21 protein-coding genes are annotated in these 20615 nt (G+C 38.9%); 13 read left to right on the top strand and 8 right to left on the bottom strand.

The features are described from left to right. Positions 1-11 precede the first annotated feature (11 nt). The 3 genes from FD723_RS39905 to FD723_RS39895 form a co-directional block, all read right to left on the bottom strand. Complete coding sequence (locus tag FD723_RS39905; RefSeq protein ID WP_179070681.1) at positions 12-446, bottom strand: hypothetical protein; 435 nt, start codon at positions 444-446, stop codon at positions 12-14. A 79-nt stretch (positions 447-525) separates the two neighbouring features. Beyond that, positions 526-1233, bottom strand: a complete 708-nt coding sequence (locus tag FD723_RS39900; protein ID WP_179070680.1) for a hypothetical protein — start codon at positions 1231-1233, stop codon at positions 526-528. A gap of 33 nt (positions 1234-1266) precedes the next feature. Continuing rightward, complete coding sequence (locus FD723_RS39895; protein ID WP_179070679.1) at positions 1267-1503, bottom strand: hypothetical protein; 237 nt, start codon at positions 1501-1503, stop codon at positions 1267-1269. Positions 1504-1642: 139 nt separating this feature from the next. Between FD723_RS39895 and FD723_RS39890 the strand changes: the two genes are divergently transcribed. Genes FD723_RS39890 through FD723_RS39880 form a run of 3 tightly spaced genes read left to right on the top strand, consistent with a single transcriptional unit; the run spans position 1643 to position 2819 of the window. Continuing rightward, positions 1643-1984, top strand: a complete 342-nt coding sequence (locus FD723_RS39890; RefSeq protein ID WP_179070678.1) for a hypothetical protein — start codon at positions 1643-1645, stop codon at positions 1982-1984. Positions 1985-1986: 2 nt separating this feature from the next. Continuing rightward, complete coding sequence (locus FD723_RS39885) at positions 1987-2190, top strand: hypothetical protein (RefSeq protein WP_179070677.1); 204 nt, start codon at positions 1987-1989, stop codon at positions 2188-2190. 17 nt (positions 2191-2207) lie between these two features. Next, on the top strand, positions 2208-2819 hold the full coding sequence (locus FD723_RS39880; RefSeq protein WP_179070676.1) for a hypothetical protein: 612 nt from the start codon (positions 2208-2210) through the stop codon (positions 2817-2819). Positions 2820-2893: 74 nt separating this feature from the next. Here the strand turns inward: FD723_RS39880 and FD723_RS39875 are convergent, their stop codons facing one another. Next, positions 2894-4159, bottom strand: a complete 1266-nt coding sequence (locus FD723_RS39875) for a hypothetical protein (RefSeq protein ID WP_179070675.1) — start codon at positions 4157-4159, stop codon at positions 2894-2896. 269 nt (positions 4160-4428) lie between these two features. Here FD723_RS39875 and FD723_RS39870 point away from each other — a divergent pair, with 269 nt between their 5' ends. The 3 genes from FD723_RS39870 to FD723_RS39860 are packed head-to-tail and all read left to right on the top strand — an operon-like array spanning position 4429 to position 7301. Continuing rightward, the gene (locus FD723_RS39870; RefSeq protein WP_179070674.1) at positions 4429-5172 is read left to right on the top strand and encodes a hypothetical protein; all 744 of its coding nucleotides are present in this window, start codon (positions 4429-4431) and stop codon (positions 5170-5172) included. Positions 5173-5199: 27 nt separating this feature from the next. Further along, a complete protein-coding gene (locus FD723_RS39865; protein ID WP_179070673.1) occupies positions 5200-5751 on the top strand; it encodes a hypothetical protein in 552 nt (183 codons plus the stop codon). Beyond that, positions 5751-7301: a hypothetical protein gene (locus tag FD723_RS39860; protein WP_179070672.1), complete on the top strand. Its 1551-nt coding sequence runs from the start codon at positions 5751-5753 to the stop codon at positions 7299-7301. Before FD723_RS39865 ends, FD723_RS39860 begins: the two co-directional genes overlap by 1 nt. 140 nt (positions 7302-7441) lie before the next feature. Here the strand turns inward: FD723_RS39860 and FD723_RS39855 are convergent, their stop codons facing one another. Next, positions 7442-9061 carry a hypothetical protein gene (locus tag FD723_RS39855; RefSeq protein ID WP_179070671.1) on the bottom strand — a complete coding sequence of 540 codons (1620 nt, stop codon included), beginning with the start codon at positions 9059-9061 and terminating at the stop codon, positions 7442-7444. A gap of 197 nt (positions 9062-9258) precedes the next feature. On the opposite strand from FD723_RS39855, the gene FD723_RS39850 reads away from it, so the two are divergent. The 3 genes from FD723_RS39850 to FD723_RS39840 all read left to right on the top strand — a co-directional run bounded on the left by FD723_RS39850 (position 9259) and on the right by FD723_RS39840 (position 14745). Next, positions 9259-10863: a hypothetical protein gene (locus FD723_RS39850; RefSeq protein ID WP_179070670.1), complete on the top strand. Its 1605-nt coding sequence runs from the start codon at positions 9259-9261 to the stop codon at positions 10861-10863. A gap of 236 nt (positions 10864-11099) precedes the next feature. Further along, a complete protein-coding gene (locus tag FD723_RS39845; protein WP_179070669.1) occupies positions 11100-12722 on the top strand; it encodes an IS1634 family transposase in 1623 nt (540 codons plus the stop codon). Between the two features lie 163 nt (positions 12723-12885). Then, positions 12886-14745, top strand: coding sequence for a hypothetical protein (locus FD723_RS39840; protein ID WP_179070668.1), 1860 nt, complete (start codon positions 12886-12888; stop codon positions 14743-14745). Positions 14746-14890: 145 nt separating this feature from the next. On the opposite strand, the gene FD723_RS39835 is transcribed toward FD723_RS39840, so the two are convergent. Together FD723_RS39835 and FD723_RS39830 are read right to left on the bottom strand one after the other, a co-directional pair. Beyond that, entirely contained in the window at positions 14891-15532 is a 642-nt protein-coding gene (locus tag FD723_RS39835; protein ID WP_179070667.1) for a hypothetical protein, read from the bottom strand. A 45-nt stretch (positions 15533-15577) separates the two neighbouring features. Then, positions 15578-15802 carry a hypothetical protein gene (locus tag FD723_RS39830; RefSeq protein WP_179070666.1) on the bottom strand — a complete coding sequence of 75 codons (225 nt, stop codon included), beginning with the start codon at positions 15800-15802 and terminating at the stop codon, positions 15578-15580. Between the two features lie 141 nt (positions 15803-15943). On the opposite strand from FD723_RS39830, the gene FD723_RS39825 reads away from it, so the two are divergent. From FD723_RS39825 to FD723_RS39810, 4 genes are read left to right on the top strand one after another with little or no spacing between them, the layout of a single operon-like run. Beyond that, the gene (locus FD723_RS39825; protein ID WP_179070665.1) at positions 15944-16486 is read left to right on the top strand and encodes a hypothetical protein; all 543 of its coding nucleotides are present in this window, start codon (positions 15944-15946) and stop codon (positions 16484-16486) included. After that, positions 16479-16649 carry a hypothetical protein gene (locus tag FD723_RS39820; RefSeq protein ID WP_179070664.1) on the top strand — a complete coding sequence of 57 codons (171 nt, stop codon included), beginning with the start codon at positions 16479-16481 and terminating at the stop codon, positions 16647-16649. Before FD723_RS39825 ends, FD723_RS39820 begins: the two co-directional genes overlap by 8 nt. Positions 16650-16709: 60 nt before the next feature. Then, positions 16710-17222 carry a hypothetical protein gene (locus tag FD723_RS39815; RefSeq protein WP_179070663.1) on the top strand — a complete coding sequence of 171 codons (513 nt, stop codon included), beginning with the start codon at positions 16710-16712 and terminating at the stop codon, positions 17220-17222. A 50-nt stretch (positions 17223-17272) separates the two neighbouring features. Beyond that, positions 17273-18985, top strand: a complete 1713-nt coding sequence (locus tag FD723_RS39810; RefSeq protein ID WP_179070662.1) for a hypothetical protein — start codon at positions 17273-17275, stop codon at positions 18983-18985. On the opposite strand, the gene FD723_RS39805 is transcribed toward FD723_RS39810, so the two are convergent. Next, positions 18969-20615: a D-Ala-D-Ala carboxypeptidase family metallohydrolase gene (locus tag FD723_RS39805; protein ID WP_218651885.1), complete on the bottom strand. Its 1647-nt coding sequence runs from the start codon at positions 20613-20615 to the stop codon at positions 18969-18971. The two genes, FD723_RS39810 and FD723_RS39805, sit on opposite strands and share 17 nt — an antisense overlap.

Genomic DNA, 20615 nt, shown 5'->3' with positions numbered 1-20615 from the left:
GTTTTATGAAATTAATTTTTGGCAGTAATACTATTTTCTTTGCCGCGATTTCGGTGGTAAATATCGATCGGCATATCCCGATTCATCATAAACACATTCAAAAACATAGTAGTGTGTGCCGTTTTTGTACTATCAGAATACCAAGCGATTGCTAAAAATACATAAGCAGTTGGCTCGTATTTTTTCGCAGATTCGATGACATTCTCATTGAAATGTTTGTATAGCTCGTTAATTGGGAAATAGTAAAATCCATTTTTTTCGGGATCGTCCCAGTAGAACAGCGTCATCCCTTTTCCGTATCGCAGGAAAGCACTGTATGCAAAATCTGCCATTTTTTCCCAATCTCTAACGATAAAATTGCTGATATCTTCTAGGGTGGTATTGGGCGGTAACTTTGCAGTATTAAGGTTGTGATTGCCAAAATTGAAGATGGGAGGACTTGCCATTTTGCTCTCCAGAGTATAACTACATAAAAAAGGCGGTTAAATTTAACCGCACTTTCCAGTAAATCTCGCTAACTTAGAATCATAATATATCTGCCTTGGTGAAAAAAACCTTTGCAAATCTAACTACTTCTAAATCAGAGGCAGCGTCTTGGGGGTATTTATAATATGTCCCCCCAATAGAATCTGTAAAATAGTAAATTTTGTTGTTTTGGGCATGTACCTCTGATGGAGTCCCCTGCATGTTCTTGTAGGCAATCTTGAGCCATATAGAAACACCTTGCAGACGAAATTCCATAGGATTTTTTTCCGTTCCATAGTCAAATAGCATCGGGCTATTGTAAGCTATGTCCAATAACCTCTGCAACGTTTCGGGGCAATATCCGACATTCTGCTTCAATTCATAGTTATCCAAAAGATCCTTTATCGAATTTTGCATCTCTTCCCATTGCTGGTCAGTGTAAATCAACGATTTTTTCACGCTCAAAGCATTGGACTGATATTTTATAATATGAGTTGCCAAACAAGGCAAGTCATTGCCATGCAAAAGATACATTCCTCTAGGGTAAGAATTTTGATTTTCAAACTCCAAATCAAAATCTACTATTTGATTGCTGCTCCGTCCTGCTATAGTAGGCATGGTTAATGCCCAATATCGTAAATAAGTATTAGCCTGTCTCCAAGCATCTTCACCTATAAATTCGACAGGCAAATCGATTGGGTCATCAGTCCAACCATCTGTAGAAAGAAAAGTAATTTTAACAACTTTGAATTTTGTTTTATTTGTCATCTTGCTCTCCATTAATTGTTGAGTTTTCTCGGTTTATCGAAACTGCAAAGCTTTTACCATTTCTAAAACTTCGCACATTCTTTCTAAAGTAACTAGTTTTTTGTGTGCGCCTATATCGGCTATTGTGTAAAAAATCAAGGCTTTTTGGACTTTAATTCCAAATAGTCTTAACTCGACTTCACAATTATCAATTCCACTCAAAAGAACTATTACATCATCCTGCTGTAAATCTGTTTGGGGGTTGACATTTGAATGCCAAATTATATCCATATTTTTCTTACGTAACTATACATATTGTAGCAATTTATATTATCTAGAAACAGGTTACAGTAAGGCTGCATCAATTTTTATACTTACAAAAATGATATACTTATACTAGTAGGTTATCTACTAGTATATGGAGGATAAAATGCCAGAAAATACGCCAACATTCTTGATTAGTTTTACTCCTAGCTGCGACAATTGCGGCTCTACAGAAAATTTAGGAGTTGATGAGATAATTTGTGATTTATGTAAATCCAAAAAGCCCAAACTTCCGTTCAAACAAGCAAGCATGAAAATAGAAGTATTTTGTGCTTACGATCCGCATTCCCAGGTTCGCCCAAGTTCTAGAAATGCGACCCATCAAAACACTTACCAAGTAGAAGGTAAGGATGATGCAGAATGCTACAAAGAAGCTAGCAGAAAGTTCTGGGAAGAATTTGGCATCGAGGCAAATATCACAATTGCTGATTTTGAAATGGGCGAATAATTATGGAAATCCGATCAGAAAAAGGTAAGCCAAAGCAACAGCTTTACATCTACAATCAAGAATTTGTCGCTTTTAGTCAACTTCCCAAGGTGATTCAAGAGCAAGTTTTAATTGCTGAAGAATTTTGGGACAAAGTAGATGCAGCAGCAAATGATGAAGAAAGAAGAAAGATTTTCGACGAACATCCCTATAATCAACCAGGATAATCTGGTTGTTACAAACAATGCCAAATTTACAACAATTTTCAGATAGCGAATTAGCTGGTGATTACAAAGCTAGAGGGATCGATAGACAATCGTCTTACTCCCAATTCGTCAAAGATCGGAATTTGAATCCTGGTATTGACGCTAAGGATTTTTTCGAGATTTACGATCAGGCGATCGCCAAACTAATCAATCGTTATATTGTTAACGAGAAGATTGAGGGAATGACGCACATTTTGATAGAAACCTATTCTGATATGCCCAAACATATTAAACTTCTGAAGGAAGATGAAATCCATATTCAATGGGTAACAGACTTCGGAATGACAGGAAGCACCGGGAAAGCTTTTATCAAAAGCTTGGAGCCAATAGAAGGAGACAAAATGACAGAAGCTCACACCAACACCAACACAGACGAATTAGATAACGCCGTTCAAGTATTAGTAGAAGGTATTCGCACATACGAATCCGATGTTTGGTCTAGTTCGCAAGCTAATGTAACAGTTGCAGAAGCTAGATTAGCAGCAGCAAGCTTAATTCATGCATGGATGTTTGATAAATATGGTGTGCCAGAAAGAATCGATGGAGGTATTGTTGCTTCATTGATTGAGGAAATTCGCGATCGCGATTAAACTATTATCTAGCTAATACAAAAACCCCCACCTAATAGGTGGGGGCTTTCTTGTTTTAGTGCGTCTACGAGGCATCACCCTATATAAGGTGTCCCTTCTGTAGCAATGATATCACTACTTTTTGCCAACTCTATGTCGATAAAGCCGGATAAATTACTTCCATACTTGATTGCTGCTGCGGCAGATTCAATTTGATTGTTGCCTTGCAAAGAATACAAAGTACCAATGTTGTGAGCTAGCAATGCACCAGATTCAGTCGGAACCCAATGGCTAGTAGCCGATCCATTGCCACTAGTTTGAGCGTAATTCCTGCTATTGGTTAGTTGTAAACGAATAGCACAATCTTTAGCGTTGGAGATTTCTAATCCATAGCCACCAGTGCTTTGGGCAGTATAATCTACCTTGATATTGGTATTGATATTTCCGGAATATTTACCAATACTTACCCCTAGTGACATCGCACTGCCATAGCTATCAGAATTTACAAAAGCAGCACCACTGATTCGGCAATTATTGGAGTTATCAAGTTGCAATGCTTGATTGATATTTGTGTCCCACCGACAACTCGGTAATTCTATTTGTTCGGCACTTTCGATAACCATCCCACAAGCACAACCAATCAAAAACAAGCTCGAAGCTAAAACATCGCTAGCTACTGATATATGCAATCCGATATTACCCCCTTTAATCCAAATTTTGCCAAGGAAGAAATCCAAGCCATGCAGTCTCAAACCACATTTTTGTTGATTGGGCGTTTTTTGAGCATCATAGTTCACCCCAGCGTGCCAAACCTTCAATTCATCAATAACAGACGAACAAGGAGCAGAACCAGAAGCAGCGTCACCCCACTCCACACCCGAACCAGCGTTGGCATGAACTACCAGTTTTCGACAGTGGCTGTGGCGCGAACCTTTGACAATCGGTGCGTAGCGATCGCTCAAAAAGTTATAGAGAATTCCATCAGCTTGCAATACTACGTTTGGTGGAACTATTAAAGTTTTAGTGATGTAGTATTTGCCATAAGGCACGTAACAAAGAATGTTTCCTTCAAACTCTTCTGTCACATCATCAGAGACAAAAGAACCAGCATAATCCAGTGCTGCTTGAATAGCATCGCTATCATCAGTTCCTGAAACTACACCTACGGTTTCGTAAGTTAGTTTTTCGATCACTAAATCACCTTTAGCCCCGAAGTATTTAGCATTTACAGTTCCAGTTGCTTCTGTAAAGCTTAAACCCCTGAGTTTCCCGTCTTCCCCAGAAGTAAAAAAGTCATTATTAGGAATTAACGGGAAAAATACATCTGCCTTAAAAATACGTTCGGAGTAATCAGTTGCCATATATGCCTAAAATTCAAGTTGTACGCAAAAAGGCTAGCCGCACAGATGGCGACTAGCCTTGAAATAAAAATAACTGTCTCATCCTAGCAACTATTTATAAAAGAGGACAGGATGAATTTACGTATAAATCCTTTGTTAATAATCAAAAAATATCATATAGACAATTTTAAAAATGTGATGATATCATTGAGCAATTTGTGACCTAAAAATTGAATACAAGGCAGACGCCAATGAAAAATTATCGTTTTTAGAACTTTAGTAGGTGGCGTATGCCAGAAGATTATTCTCGAAGAAGCTTTGTTGGTGATGTCCTGTTTCCAAAATTTGAAACAGGGAAGATTTTAGGAATTGGCGAAGCAGGAATCGTTAATGCAATAGATTTACCAATCCTAAAATCTTTGGTTTTCTATCAAACAACTCCTAGTACTCATTGGCAATTTACTCATGATTTTGGCATCAAGCCTTTTGTGTCTGTATACAGCGATGAAGATATAAATATTACAGATGCTGTTGAAGTTTCTTGCACTGAAAATCTCGTCGATGTTAGAACAGAGAATAACCCAATTACGGGCAGAATAGAAGTTTATTCTTTAGGGCAAGCTCCGGGAGTAACTAATGGAAATAGTAGCGTTTTAGCTAAAGTTACCAAAAATTTTACACTTGACGAGAATATTGCTATCAATGCGAATTATTCTACAAGTATTGAAATTGCTAAAGTTTATCAACTTCTCCAATTAAATTGCTCCACCCCGGCACGATTCAGAATCTATTTAAGCGAATCTCGGCAAATATTAGATTCAAATCGGCAGATTGGGAACTTTCCGACGAATGAAAGTGGATTGATTTTTGAAGGCTTTACTTCCTCAAGTAACTCCACTATTGACTTATGTCCAATCGCAACTGGCTACAACTTGGATGACACTAGCAATAGCTATATCACAATTACAAACCTTTCTGAGACTTCTGTTACTAGTTTGGAATTTAGTCTTACATACTTACCTTTAGTACAATAATCCACCTTATAACTACTATCAAAAACCATGAGCAATATTGGACAAGTATTCCCCATAAACCCTTTTGTTATTCCTGGAATTACCAAAGGAATAGCAGAGATTTCAGATAGATACATTCGCCCAGAAGATTCTACAAATTATGCCAATAATGATGCTTTAAGCGATTCAATTTCTACTCCTAGCCCATTGATATTTGCAAATACTAGTCGAGCAGAAGGAGGTTCTGGTTATATTGTGAATGCAGCTTGTTATACCAATCAATTGGTATTTGTCGGGGCTTTAAGGTTACATTTATTCAAAGGAAGCGTCCCAAATGCAATTGCTGACAACGCTCCATATCCCATGCTTGCTGTAAATAATTCCAAAAGAATTGCTTATATTGATTTCACTAGTTTTACAACTGGAGGAGTCGGCAGCGATACTACAATGTCTTGCGGCGTATTCCCTCAAAGTCGATTAATTCCATTTACCTGCGATTTGGCAGATACAAATCTTTATGGATTGGTGGAAATTCGGACAGGATTTGCTCCAATGTCAAACCAAACTTTTGACTTCTATTTGGGAGTTGAGCAAAACTGATGCGAAGAATCTTCTTGAAACAATCAAGTAACAATGATCTTAGCTTTGAATATTGGCGAATTATTAATCTGACACCAGCCGGAGGTAATAGTCAAGGAATGCAATGGATATGCAGAGAGTTAAGATTTTTGGATGCTGATGGAGAGATAATTTCTGTCGGCGGAACTCCCCAAGCGTATTCATTTCCGGGAACCAACGCTAGTCCAGCTTTCGATGGCAATACAAATAGTTTTGTGTCCATTACTAGTCAAACACCACCAACGACAGGGCTAGGAATTGGCTATCATTTTTCTCGCGCCGTACTACCTTATTCTATTGAGATATCCAATTTGAATAACGGCTTCAATATTCCTCCTAGTGAGTATTGTTTGCAAAAAAGTAGTGATAACTCAAGTTGGATCACCCATCAACTTTTTAGTATTTCTACAGCTGATACAGAATTTCAATCGGTTGAGGTAGTCGGTGCTGCTGGCGTCGATCCAAACGATCCAAAACACCGATACTGGAGGATTATCAATACTAATGCTGCTACTGGGGGGAATTCTCAATGGATTTGTCGAGAGTTAAGATTTTTGGATTCTGACGGAGAAACAATTTCTCTGGGAGGAACACCACAACTTTATAGCTGGACTGAGGATAATCCGGCCAAAGTATTTGATTACAATTGGAATACTTTCACAACAATTACTAGTCCTATCCAATCTGATAAACTTACAGGAATGGGTATTGGTTATAAATTTACAAAAAATGTTTTACCTTATTACGTAGAAGTAATCAACTTAAATAACGGTGCCAATATTCCACCGACAGAATTTTTGTTACAAAAAAGTAGAGATAATGTAACTTGGACAAACCACCAAGCTTTTACATTGACTACCAATGAAGCTGATTGGCAAGCCGTACAGGTAGTTGGCGCGATTAAAATCCTCCACGATCCCATAACTTTACTTTATTTAAGAGGTAATGGAGAGAATGAAAGCACCTCAATAATTGATAGCTCTACCTATAACTTGACTCCTTTAAAAATAGGTAATCCAATTATTAGTACTGCTAACAGTAAATTTGAAGGAGCTTCTATTTACTTGGATGGTAATTCAGCACTAAATTACGAATCAGCATTGTTCAACGTTGGGAGAAAGGCTTGTACGATTGAAATGTTTTTTAATCCTGACATTACTCCAGGTAATGTCATCTTGGAAATGCGCCCAGATAATACTAATGGGAATTACATCCAAGCTTCCTTCAATGGAACGACTTTTGGAATGTATTACAATGCTGTTAATGTGATTGCAGCTCCAGTAACAATATCTCCAGGAAGTTGGTACTATCTAGGAATCAAAAAATATGAAAACAAAACAGAACTTTGGTTTGAAGGTTCTAAACTTGGTGAATTTACTTCTGGAGGCTGGGGAGCATCAGGAAGAATAAAAATTGGGCAAAATGCTTACTATGCCCCAGGAACTAATTTCAAAGGATATATTGACCAATTTATATTCACTTTAAATCTCGCTAAAGATTTATCAATTATTCCCAATGCACCTTTTTCTTAATTAATGTAATTAGCGATCGCGTATAATTTTTTCTTTCTCGCGAGTAAATAAACAACAAAAAGCCCGATGTTTGCAATAAACAGCGGGCTTCTTATAGGGATTTAAAAATTATAATCCCAAGCAAAAGTTAACTTTTGCTTTTAGGAATGTGTAACAGTTTTCTGTGTTTCAGTAGAAGGAAGAGGATTGATAATTCTTATTTCCAACTTCCAAGTTGTTTCTTTGTGCCAAATTATGTTGAGGGTTCTCCCCCCCAACCAATACATTCTCAAAGAAACTTTATCTAAATCGTCTAGAGAATACTCTTGTCCAGACGATACTAAAAGTGTGTTTCCCCTGATTACTCTTTGGCTCTCCCCTAGAGCCTCTTCTAGTTGCATCTCTAAGTCTCCAAGCTGTTGGAGGATTTCAGGGGTAATTGTGCTTTTCTTAAAAGCCTCAATTGTTTCCCTGATCTCCACCAAATGCATTTCGGCTTGAGCTAGCCTTTCATCTGGTGTTTTTCCGTCTAAGGGAGGCAGAGGGTTCTCTTCCACCGCTTCAACGACAAAACTCTTGTTATCAAGGGTTTTTCCCGTTTCAACCTCTTCAGTACGAGGTTCGGGTTTATCAGCAATTGGTGCTGAATCTAATATGTGCGTTACCACTTTTGCGATCGCTAGGATCACATAAACGATACCTGTTAGGGTTTCGATAATGAGCGCTTTTCCTGCTGTTATCGGAAATAAAAGCAGGATCTTCGCTACATTTATTGCTTTTAGGGCATCTAAAAGCAAAGTTACGCTTAACTTTACCGTGGAGGTAAAGTTTTTCTCGGCACTAGCCGGAACGCTGACGCTGGGAACTTTTGAATTCCCCGATTCAACGGTGACATGACCGTTGTCAAATATCAACGTGGCATTCTTAATTCCTGCGTCATGCGCGGTTTGTAAGGCTTCTACAAGCCTATTTTTGTTGTTTATTGTTACAGTAAACTGTGAATCCTGCTTCTCTCTAACTATCCCATCAAGGATAGGATAATCTTCGACTGACGGTATGTCGGTCAAGTAGTAATTATCATTGATTTTAGTAAGCAGTGTTTTGAAGTCTGCACTCATCCTCAATTTAATTACAGCAGGTGGCGAGAACTTGAGTGTAGTCACCATCGCCACGAGGCTGATGGGAACTAAAAAAGTTCTGTTTTTAGAAAGAGTTTCCTCACACATAAATTGCCGATGGCAAATTATGCCGGGAGAATACCCTGTCACAAAGCCAGATTTGTCAGAGACATCAAGTCTGACATGACTTGACATCACATCTTGCTTGCTTTTTTTGGTGCTGACGCTGTTGTGGATGACAACCACTTGTCCAGCCAGCCACATTTCTTTCCAACTATCAAGACTAATGACCAAAAGTTGGTCATCGCCATCGAATTCGTCTAAATTAAATTCTGGCTTGGCTCCCCATGAAGCTAAAGGCATTTCATTGCCTTTGCCATCTTTTGATATCTTGATCAGCAAAACATCTTTTTCAATTGCAAAGGAAATTTCATTCGTACCTTTAGCTTTACCCATTAATTCCTTTAATTTATCTAGAGTAGTGGCAAAAGTCCACTCCCCTTCTAAATCGCAGGATATTTGTCTTTTGGACAAAATATTTAAATAGGAATATGTAATCCACATTGTCTTATTGGGTTTTAATTCCAACAAAACTGGATTGTTATTAGAATCGTCGCGATCGCATTCGATAGCGATCAAGGACTTAAATTCTTTAACTAGCATAGCATTTGTTCTCCGTAGGGTCTTGTATTAATTATAACAAACCATACTATTGAATAGGGATTTATTCCGAGAAATATCGCATGGACAACTTCAGAAATGCGATGATATCATGGAGCGATTTACGACTTAAAAATTGAATACAAGGCATTCGCCATCTCAGAAATTATTGTTTTTTTTGGATCTTTAGTAGGTGGCGTATGCCAGAAGATTATTCTCGAAAAAAGTTTCTTGGTGATGTTCTGTTTCCGAAGTTTGAAACAGGCAAAATTCTAGGAGTTGGTGAGCAAGGGCTAGTTAGCCCTGTGGATTTACCTATTCTCAGAACCTTGGTTTTTGATCAAACAATTCCTAGTAATCATTGGCAATTTACTCACAACTTTGGCATTGAACCGTTGTTTGTTGTCTATGACAATAACAATGTGAATATTACCGACGCAGTTGAGGTTTCTTGCACCGAAAACACCATCGATATTAGAACAGAAGACAATCTAATTGTCGGTAGGGTAGAGGTTTATTCTTTAGGAGTTGAACCAACTCTTAGTCCGACTCCTGTTCAGACTATTTCTAGGGTTAGCAAAGACTTTGTTATTGATAGCTCTATTGCAGCAAATCAAAACTACACAACAGTTTTAGAAATTGCTAAAAGCTTTACACTGCTGTCTCTTGAATGTGATACGCCGATTCGCTTGCGTTTGTACGTTAACGCAGACTCTCGCCAGAGTGACTTGAATAGGGCAATTGGAGTCCTGCCGAGCGGAAATCATGGATTGATTTTTGAAAAAATCATTTCCAACCAAGAAGAAATATACACATCTCCAGGGGAAATAGGATACTCGTTAGCAAATACAAACTGGATTTACGCTACCGTTACTAACCTCTCTAACGCTAATATCAATGGATTAAACTTGACATTGAATTATTTGGTACTGGAATGGATTCTTTCGTTAGATCCTAATCCAACACCAACACCAACTCCTACTCCAACACCTACCCCAACTCCAACTCCTACCCCGACACCAACTCCAACTCCTACCCCGACAACAACAGGCTTCTACTCAGAAGCCTATGCTAATTTCGGTGGAAGTGGGCAAGTAACTTATGGATTTGAAGGTGGCACGTCTACTACACTTGTGACTACCGCAGAAGGTGGAAAAGCCGCAATAATAAGTAGAAATAGTGAGCTTGAATTTAAAGCAACTTACCTATTGGCTCAACCCAACAGTGAGCTGAATATGGTCATGACAAGAGCAAGAGGAAATAAATTAAATTTACTTGTGCTAAAGCTGTTCCCTAGAGGTACTGCACTTCCTACTGCATCACTGTCGTATAAGGTTACTTCCGATTACACCTTACAAACTACCATTAATGGAAATCTAATTTTTGATTCCTATGAGGAAGCTGACCTTGTACCCACACCATTTATCGTAGAGAATTACTTGGTGCCGGAAGAAATGTATCCATACGTGGACTATAGTGAATTACTTGAAAGGCAGGTAATCATTCCAACGGATGCAAATACTGTGACGTATCATAGGGTTTACGAGAAACAAACCACGACTGTGGGAGCAATGTATTTTAACCAGGATGGTACGGCTAATCCATCTGGAAATTACATGGCATTTACTTTGAATTTAGTTGAAAATTCCGATGTAGTTGGACTAGTGCAAATACTAGGATTAACTGATACGATAGACCTTACTGTTTCACAATCTGCTGAAATAACAAATTTTGTAATTACTTTACCTGACGGAGGAATAAACTTCCCAGAGAACTCTGCAATTTTTGACCAGCGGCAAGCTTAAGTCTCATCAATCTCAAACAAAAGTAGAGACTAGATAGTAGTATCTAGTCTCTACTTTTATTTACAAGATGGTAATGAAATTATCGCGATCGCGTTCAATGGCAATCAACGACTTAAATTCTTTAGCTAGTACAACATTCTTTCTTTGCAAGGAACATAGTTTTGAACCCACATTCCGCAGGTGCGATCGTAAATGCTGTATTTTTAAAAATGACCTAAATGCTGCATTTTAGAAGCATGACAGCATCACCATTAGATATAAGAGTACAGGATATTGACCACTGTGGGATAGTCGCAGGCATATGTGACGAAATGGAACTAGTAGAGCAAATCAATCGGCTACTAGGAAGCCATCCGCAAGAAATAATTAGTGCAGGTCAAGTGGTAAAAGCAATGATTCTCAACGGATTAGGGTTTGTCAGCGCCCCATTATATCTGTTTGAAAAATTTTTTATTGGCAAAGCTACAGAACACCTCCTGGGAGAGGGGATACATCCAGAACACTTAAACGATGACCGTCTAGGTAGAGTGTTGGACAAACTCTACTCCAAAGGGCTAACAGAAGTATTTGTAACGGTGGCACTATCTGCGGCTCGTAAATTTGGTGTAAAAATGGACAGTTTACACCTGGATTCAAGTTCGTTTCACGTCGATGGTGATTACACACTCCAAACTGGAGAGGAGGAAGCAGAACCTGGAACAATCCACATAACTTATGGTTATTCGAGAGATCACCGCCCAGACTTAAAGCAATTTATTCTCGACTTGATGTGTAGTGGAGATGGAGACATACCGCTATATTTAAGAGTCGCAGATGGGAATGAATCAGACTCAGCCATGTTTGCCAAATTAATCGCGGACTTCAAACGGCAATGGCTCCTTGATGCTTTGTTTGTAGCTGATGCGGCACTGTACACAGAAGAGAACTTGCAACAAATGAAGCAGTTACGTTGGGTATCGAGAGTACCAATCACTTTGACTGCTGCTAAACAGTTGTTAGATAACATTCATGAAAATGCATTTGTTTCCAGTTCATTACCGGGATACCGTATCGCTTCATGTTGTAACTTTTATGCCGACATACTACAACGTTGGATAGTAGTTGAAAGTCAAGTCCGTAAACAAGCTGACCTCAAGCAGCTAGAAAAACGTTTATCTAAGCAGTTGACTAAAGCCCAAACCGAACTTAAACAGTTATCTCAACAGCAGTTTGCTTGTGAAAAAGATGCCCAACTTGCTGCTGAACGCATGAATTGTAAGTTGCCTTTACATCAGCTAGTTGATATCAAAGTAGTTGAAATTTTGCAGCACAAGGGACGTGGTAGACCGCGAAAGAATGCTGTTATAGAAAAGCACTATCAACTTTGTGCAACACTTGCACCCAAACAAACTGCTATAGATGTTGAAGTCCAAAGAGCCGGTAGGTTCCTCCTAGCAACCAATGTTCTTGATGCTTCTAAGTTAAGTGATGATCATGTGTTAATTGAGTATAAGGCACAGCAATCTACCGAACGCGGTTTTCGCTTTCTCAAAGACCCGCTATTCTTTACTTCCAGTGTCTTCCTCAACTCACCCAAACGGGTTGCCGCATTAGCCATGATTATGGGCTTGTGTTTGCTTGTTTATAGTTTGGGTCAAAGGGCATTGCGTCAAGCACTCAATAGAGCTAAAAAGACTATCGATGATCAGTTGGGTAAACCTACTGCTGCTCCGACTCTACGCTGGGTCTTTCAATGTTTTATGTCGATTCACTTAGTTACTGTTGCCCAAAGCAAGCAAATTACTAATTTGACTTCCGAAAGACACTGGATTCTCAACTTTTTTGGTGCCCCCTGTCGAAAATATTATCTGCTTTGCTAACTAACCTGCGGAATGTGGGTTGAATAGAATTTATCGTCATAATATTGCGTGGACAACTTAAGAAACGCAATGATATCATTGTTGAATTCACAACCCAAAAATTGAATACAAGGCATTCGCCATCTTAGAAAACATTGTTTTTTGGAACTTTAGTAGGTGGCGTATGCCAGAAGATTATTCTCGGAAAAAGTTTGTCGGTGACGTTTTATTTCCTAGATTTGAGACAGGGAAAATTTTAGGAGTTGGTGAGCAGGGACTTGTTACCCCTATCGACCTGTCGATCCTCAGAACTTTGACTTTTGAACAAACAACTCCTAGCAATCATTGGCAGTTTACTCATAACTTTGGTATTAATCCTCTTTTTCTGGTTTATAACCATGAGGATCTTAATATCACAGATGCAGTTGAAGTCTCCTGCACTGAAAATACTATCGATATCAGAACAGAAAATAACCTAATTAGCGGCAGAGTTGAGGTTTATTCTTTAGGAATAGATCCAACTCTTAGCCCGACCCCTACTCAGGCTATTTCTAGAGTTAACAAAAACTTTGTTATTGATAGCTCTATCGCAGCAAATCAAAACTATGGCATAGCTTTAGAGATTGCTAAAACTTTTGCGCTATTATCTCTTGAATGCGATACTTCTATTCGTTTGCGCTTGTATGTTAATGCAGCTTCTCAGCAAAGCGATTTAAACAGGGCAATTGGAACTTTACCAAGTGGAAATCATGGATTAATTTCTGAGCAAATTACTTCTACTGGAAGTAATCTCGTTTATATATCTCCAGCAAAGATTGGCTATTCTTTGCAAGATACAAATTGGGTTTATGCTACCATAAGCAATCTTTCTAATGCCAGCGTTGCTGATTTAGAATTTACTTTAACTTATCTGGTTTTAGAGCAAACTCTATCATCAGATCCAGATCCAAATTCAACACCCCCACCGACACCAACTTCAGAGATGAATTTATTAGGCGTTGGTTTTGGACGGATTGTAGGTACTTCGACCAATTTAGATTCCTTGAGTTGTTTATCCTATTCCGAAGTCCCACCCGATCCTATTACTGAGTCAAGTATTGCTAGTCTAGGAATAAATGTCTTACCTTGGGATACAAGCTACAATCGACCAGTCATTTCCTATAATTCCATAATTGGCTCAACAGAGATAGACGATGTATTCCATGTATTCATTGGACAGGACTCTTTGCCCAATACACCAGAAGTCTCTCTTAGAAAACCCACTTTTGATTACTATAAAATCAATATCGCTACCCAACAAGTTTTAGAGCAGACTCATTTTTCTCAAAATAGCTTAAATGCTATCGAGTATCTTACCTATGTCACCGATCCAGAATGGTTAGCTATGCCAGGTATAGAGTCTATGCTGGCCAGCATAGATGATTATAATTCTTACTTTGATTCTAATGATTCTGGAGTTTTTACCCAAATCATTAAATACAAGAATTCATCCAACCAAATAAAGCTTGTCTGCATTACTACTCCCAAGACTCAAGCTGGCTATACCTTTGTTTGGGACATGGGAACACCAGAAAATTGGCAAATTCCTAATAACCCTGCTTGCGTGATCATTGACTATCGAACAAGCGATGGCAAAGACTTGATTAGAAGTGCTTATGGCGCTGTTGGCGGGATTGTTCTTACACTTACCAATCCCAATTCATATCAGGATGTTTCAGTAGGCAGTCCTGGAGTTATTTCTGCAAATAGCGCTGATGCCAGAATATTTATTCCAGAATCGAACCTAACTGGAGATGCAGGGATATTAACAAGAGGAGTAATCGGCGAAGCCAAATTATTTGCCAATGGAAGTTTCCTCCAACCCAGCATTCCTGCTGCATTTGCTACTCAAGGCGAAGTTCCCTTGCCATTGGATACCCGAACAATATCACTTTTTACCCCTGAATATATACCAAACACCTCAAACCTAGTAGCAAATATGTACTACTATGTTTCCAGTGAAGATTCTAAAAAACAGATTTTCTTAGCTTCAGATCCTACATAGGAGAAGAATATTTCTACACAGGGAAAATTGATCGGGTGAAGATAACAGCCAACGCTGCTTTGTACACTGCTTAGTTTTCAATTACCAATACTTCTTGCCAACAAAAAGCCCATTACTAAATTAATTTAGTAATGGGCTTCAAGGTTTAGCTGTTATTCGTATAATTATGGCAAAATTGATAGCCATTTGGGCCACTCGGATGAGGGGCACAATTGAAAAGAACCCCGTAAAAGCTTTGTCCACAGTAGTATTGACAACCCTTGCAAACCACTTCTTGAGGAGTGTACTTTCTGTAATCTAGTGTTTGGATGTATTTCTTACCACGGTACAAAGAACTTTCCTGGAAAGTAACCATACCCCGTTGTCCACTAAATCGGAATACAGGATAAACCGATAATTTTTGTAAATCTTCCTTTTTTGTTGGGAAGTAAAAAAGAACTTTGATAAATCCTAAAAAATCAATTTTGTTTGCATAAAATATTAAACTAGCTTTGTCTTTAATATTGCAATTGTAGAAAGTTTTCCGCAAGTTCCCTTGCTGAGAAAAAATCTTGTTTTTAAATTTAGCAAGTAAAAAATCGGACTCATCTATGTCTTTACTAATTGGAAAATACGATTCTCGATAGCGGTACTTTTCAATAAAGTTTTGATTCTCAGACAAATCTTCGTCTTCATATTTGTATATTCCTTGCATGTGCCTTGCCACACCTACAATATCTTTGTAAGCAATGCTTGAACATTGAAAAACATACTCGTAACTTCTGAGAATTTGAGATTTAGAACGCATAATTAATTTTCCCAAAAAAAATGGAGGTACAAACCTCCAAAATTATTAAAACCGTATCAATACAGCTAACAAGATATTGCTTGCAATATCGCCGATAATTAAGCTGCTGTATTTATCTTTACCGCATTTAACTAAAACAAATGCGACCGCATACTGACAAATAAGGGAAATTCCCATGTCTGCAATTGGCTCCGTCTTGACGTGTGATAAGTCGCCAAAGGACAAAAATGCAGTTGCAACTATCTCGCCGATAGTTGCGGTCAAAAACATATATTTAACGATCATGGTTTTATAACTGATACTATATATAATGTAACATTATATACGTATAGTGTCAATAGAAACACGTAGATTTGTAGAAAATATATTACAATATATATATGGAGGAAATGGAGTAACAAGATGCAAGACATGCACAATATTCTAGAAACAATAGTGTTAGCTATTGTGGAAATACTTTGTTCAGAAAAAGCTAAATCTGCGATCATGTCGCAGCCTTACGTTTTTACTGCAATTAAGGTCAATATTAGATTTTTGACTGTTTTGCTGATAGCGAGTATCGCTTTCATCTTCTGGATAGCAATAGCCGTAATGATTCCCGTATTTGCGAGGATAATCATACTTTTATTGCCAACTACTATAGTTGCGATAACTGGGGTTATGCTTGCATTTTTTGCTCTAATCTTTGCAAAAAGTTTTCTAAAAAGCTTTCAGGAAAAAGGTGTAGCTATATCATCTACAGCTACATATCTCATCGAAGAAAGCAATCCATCTCTAGAAGCAGAGGAGTATACTCTTTCTCTTCTTAGAGAGCAAACAATTGAACAGTTAAGAAACTTAATTACTCAATTAAATAGTTCGGGGGGAGAACAGATACAAATTTCTCCTCACAACAACAAGAATCAATTGATTCATAAAATCATCAACCATCAACGAGGAAGTAAAAATGAGTGAAGAAACTTCTAAATCAGAGGAAAATGCTGATAATGCCGATCAGAAATCTTCAGAAGAAAAAGCAGAAGCACCAACCTCGGTAGAGTTTGAACTGAGCAAAGAAGAAATTGATCAATTCGTGGTTCCTTTGGCTCAAGCAGTAGATAAATTCCTGCAAAGATAACAAAAGATCGCTAGGATTTCGTGCCTAGCGATCGCATTACACTTCAAAAAGGATAAAACTATGGATGACACAAAGCTAACCACAGTCAATCTGCTTTTAGAATCCGATGTTGGTACAGCAGCATGGGAGTGGGGTACTTCATCTGACACAGGTGAAACGTATCCCATATTTCTCTTAAAAGTGTTTCCTGGCGAAGCTAATACTTTGATACCCTTGATTCACATCAAAGCTATTACTATTGCTCCGAGATTTTTAACGGAGCCTGTCGCCTTGGTCATAGTTCTATACTCAATTGGTGATTCAGATTATCTTTACGAAACCTGGATTAATCACTATTCAATCGAACTGCCTTCTCCATTTGTAAAATTGGTAGAAATGGAAAAATTGCACTTTGCAATTTATGAAGAAAGCCCTACACCACAGAGAATTATTACAATTAATAATTCTGCCAATTGGCAAACAGCATTGACATCTGTCAGCCAATATCAAAGCTGGTCGATGGAAGCTTTTAGTACAGCAAAAGCAACTTGTTGTCAAAAATATAGTAAACAACAGCTTTGGCAATTGTGCTAGTAAAATGACGGATATATATTAATATATATCCGTCATTTTTTTGTGTTTATATGGTTACAAATCCTTTGACACCTACTAGTAAAGCGACAGCTTTACCTGTCGCATACACTTACCCCACCGATCCGAGGACAGCTAATAGCGTTACTACAGCCAAAAAACCCGATCTAGAATATCAAAAATCCACTCTGACAAAGCAAGAGCGTGAACCCTGGAGTAGAGATTACAGTCCTTTGCAAATACGTTTTCTCACTGGAGCTTACAAGGATCAGTTATTGGAAGTTGGATTTAATATCAAAGAATTAGCTACATCCCAAAGTGCAGAGTGGGAAAAAGGGAAAAATCAATCGATTCGAGTTGGACATAACTTTGTGTCCATTTCTCCACGCACATTTAATTTGACCTTGGAATTCTGGTCGTTGAATGAAGATATTCAGCAGTTGGTGGAAAACACAGCGCATCTACATGAAATAACCGATAATTCTGCAACTCCCCCAAAGTTACAATTTGCCTTTGGCAGTACCCTAATTGACCCTTTAATCTGCACTTCTTTTAACTTTAAATACGATACCCCACTCCCCAACAAAAAAGGGATGCGGCATGGTACAGTCGATCTAGTTTTCGAGCTTGATGCTGGAGCCGGAACAAAGCACCAATTAGCTCCGCCGCTTGCCTCTACCCCTTTAGGCGATTACAAACAGCAAACAACTCGTGCCGAACGACAAAAAAGAGGCATAATAAATAACGCAAAAACGCAATTAGCGCCATGCTTGTCGCCAGAAAGCAATGCTGCAATTGGATCTATCTTTGAGGAAAATAGACTAGGAGATCCCACAGCGATCGCCAATTTACCATCCGACACATTTATAAATTTAGCTTTGGCTGGTAGCATCTCCAAAGAAATATTAGGCAGGATAGAAATTCAAGAAAAGCTGAAGAATGATTTAGCTGAAAGACTGGCAATCAAAGAAGAAGGAGTTGGGCAAAATAAACAGACCTTGAAATCAGCGATTATCAGTGGTGACGCTTCATCTTTACCCGCAGAATTTACCGAATCACAAACAATATCTTACGAATCACCGGAAGGTAAACCTCTGACGAAAACCGAGAGCCTATTCGAGCAAATATCTGGCGATTATCAAAGCATATTAACTGCCATTCAAGAACAAAAACTTGATAGCTCTAGCCCGATTTTCAGTACCAAAAATAGTACAACAGCAATTCAAAGAGTTAACGCGATCGGTAAATGTGGCATAAGCCTAAGAAGGTTGGGCGCTCCGAAGGTAACGGATGTCCAAGGGAGCAATGCTGCTTTACTCGCTGGCATCAATAACGCGATCGCTTTAGCTAAAAATGACGAAGAGATTAAGACTATATTTAATTTAGCAAGCAACACTCCAGAAACAGTAATTCGCAAACTTAAGAATTCCCAACCATACAAAACCAAAGAGGATTTTCTCCGAGATGCCTCCTACAACAACTTGGGAATTACAGGAGTTGTTCTCTGGAGCAGTTTTTCCAAGCACGAGAGCGGCGTACTCGCCGATGTCAATGCTTTGATCACCAAAGAAGGGGTTACAGATGACGAAATTAAAAAACAGTTTGGCGTCGATGACAAGCAATTGGTTGCCCTGAAAAATGGCGGGAAACCATTCCTTACTAAGGAAGATTTCTTAAAAGCTGTATCGAAAGAATCTAAGGAAAACCCTTTGAATGGCGGTGGGAATAAAATTTGGCGCGATTTCCAACTCAATAAGTCCACCTAGCTTGACCACCACCATATAAGTGGCGGCAATCAATATGCGTGAATCCATCCCCCTTCGCTACCCCTCCAGGCCAAGTAGCCCTCAGCTTCGCCGTCAGCTTGCTGTATTCAGAGCCACCGAAGTGAAAATCGACTGCCCTACCATAAAGGTGTTGGCTGTTTTTGGCTTTAATTGCCTGTAAGCGAAACCAACTTGTAATTGTCCATTTTTTCTGACCGCTTTCTTTCGTTAGCTGTGTGATGATTTTAGCGATCGTCACAATACTGGCCATGATTTCTTTATTCTTGGGCACCCTAGAGCCATTTTTCGTTGCGTCTGCCCAAGTATAAGGACAACCCGGAAAGATGGGATCGCCAAGTTTGACCGAACCCCACTCTGGAGCTTCAATGATTCCTGTGGGATGTTGTTTGACCTCGCCAGGACTAACCACTGTTGCTCCAATAACCTGCTTGTTATTCACATCCCAGCCTTGAACAGTTATCGCCCCAAACCCCGACTGTAAATGCAAATTTGTCCGTTTGTAAACAATTGGATTTCCAATGAAAACAGAGCGATTGCCTTTATAGTCCAAAATAACACCTGTTGGCTTCCCAGCCCCAGGTGCAACCGAAGTCAGGGTATTCCCAGAAGCAACTAAAACATTACCCCGCAAGGCAGCATCTGTTTCTGCTGCGGCCATTTGAGTTTGCTGGAATTGCACATCACCCTGTTTTTGTAAATTTACCCCAGAGCTTTCAAATTTCAATTTATCCGACTCTTTGGCAAAGGTTGCCGCCAAAGATTGATTTTTGCTTTTATCTTTTGATGCCAATGGAGCAACAGCAGCAGGTTTTGTGGCAGCGGCGACTGGCTGTGCAGATAGGGGATTAGTTTTTGGAGTAGCAGTTACTGGTTGTGCAGGTAAAGGAGTAACAACTGTTTCAGCAGCGATCGCGTCCGATCCCGTTTGTTGCAAAGAGTAACTAGGATCGATGGCTTCTACTATAGTCCCATCGGGAAACTTCCTACCGACTGTAAAAACTTGCCCAACAAACTTATTCTTGCGATAGCCTTCAACAAACCCCAATTCAATTTCGATATTGTCCAATTTTTCAATTTGCAAACGAAACTTATCGTCGGGATCGTGAATAACAAATTTCACCGTAGCGTGTTGGTGACTGGAAAGAATCAAGCATGGTTCGCCTAAAATCTCCCCTTTCAAAGAATCAAATATGAGAATTCGCGGTGTGTCCGGTTCGTTCGGTTGGGATTGGGCAAGAAATTGTTCGGAATGATTCTCTTTGGTGACTTTAGTAAGATCGCTAGAAATTGCCTGAGCAAAACCAGTATCTTTAAAAGTACTATCTGAAAAACCAAATTGAGATTTATCCGGGGACAAGGGATTAACGGAGAACAAGCCACTTGTAGTAAAAGATTTGTCTGCAAGCTGAAGGGGATTAGCCTGAGTACTATAAGTGGTGTTACTTGCCGGGGTAGGAGTACTTTTCCCGCCAATCTTGACTCTAAATAAAGTCTTGTTTCTTTCATCTGAAAGCTTATCTGCTTTTTTGGGTGGTTCTAGTGATTGTGATTGAGTTTTAGCTGTCTGGTTTTGAGACGCAGGAATTAATGGGGTCGTTTTTTCGTTCAT

Origin of the sequence: Nostoc sp. C052 (assembly GCF_013393905.1) — a bacterium.
Lineage (GTDB): Bacteria > Cyanobacteriota > Cyanobacteriia > Cyanobacteriales > Nostocaceae > Nostoc.
Note: the sequence above shows the minus strand (reverse complement) of the source record. Positions and strands in the feature narration are given on the sequence as shown.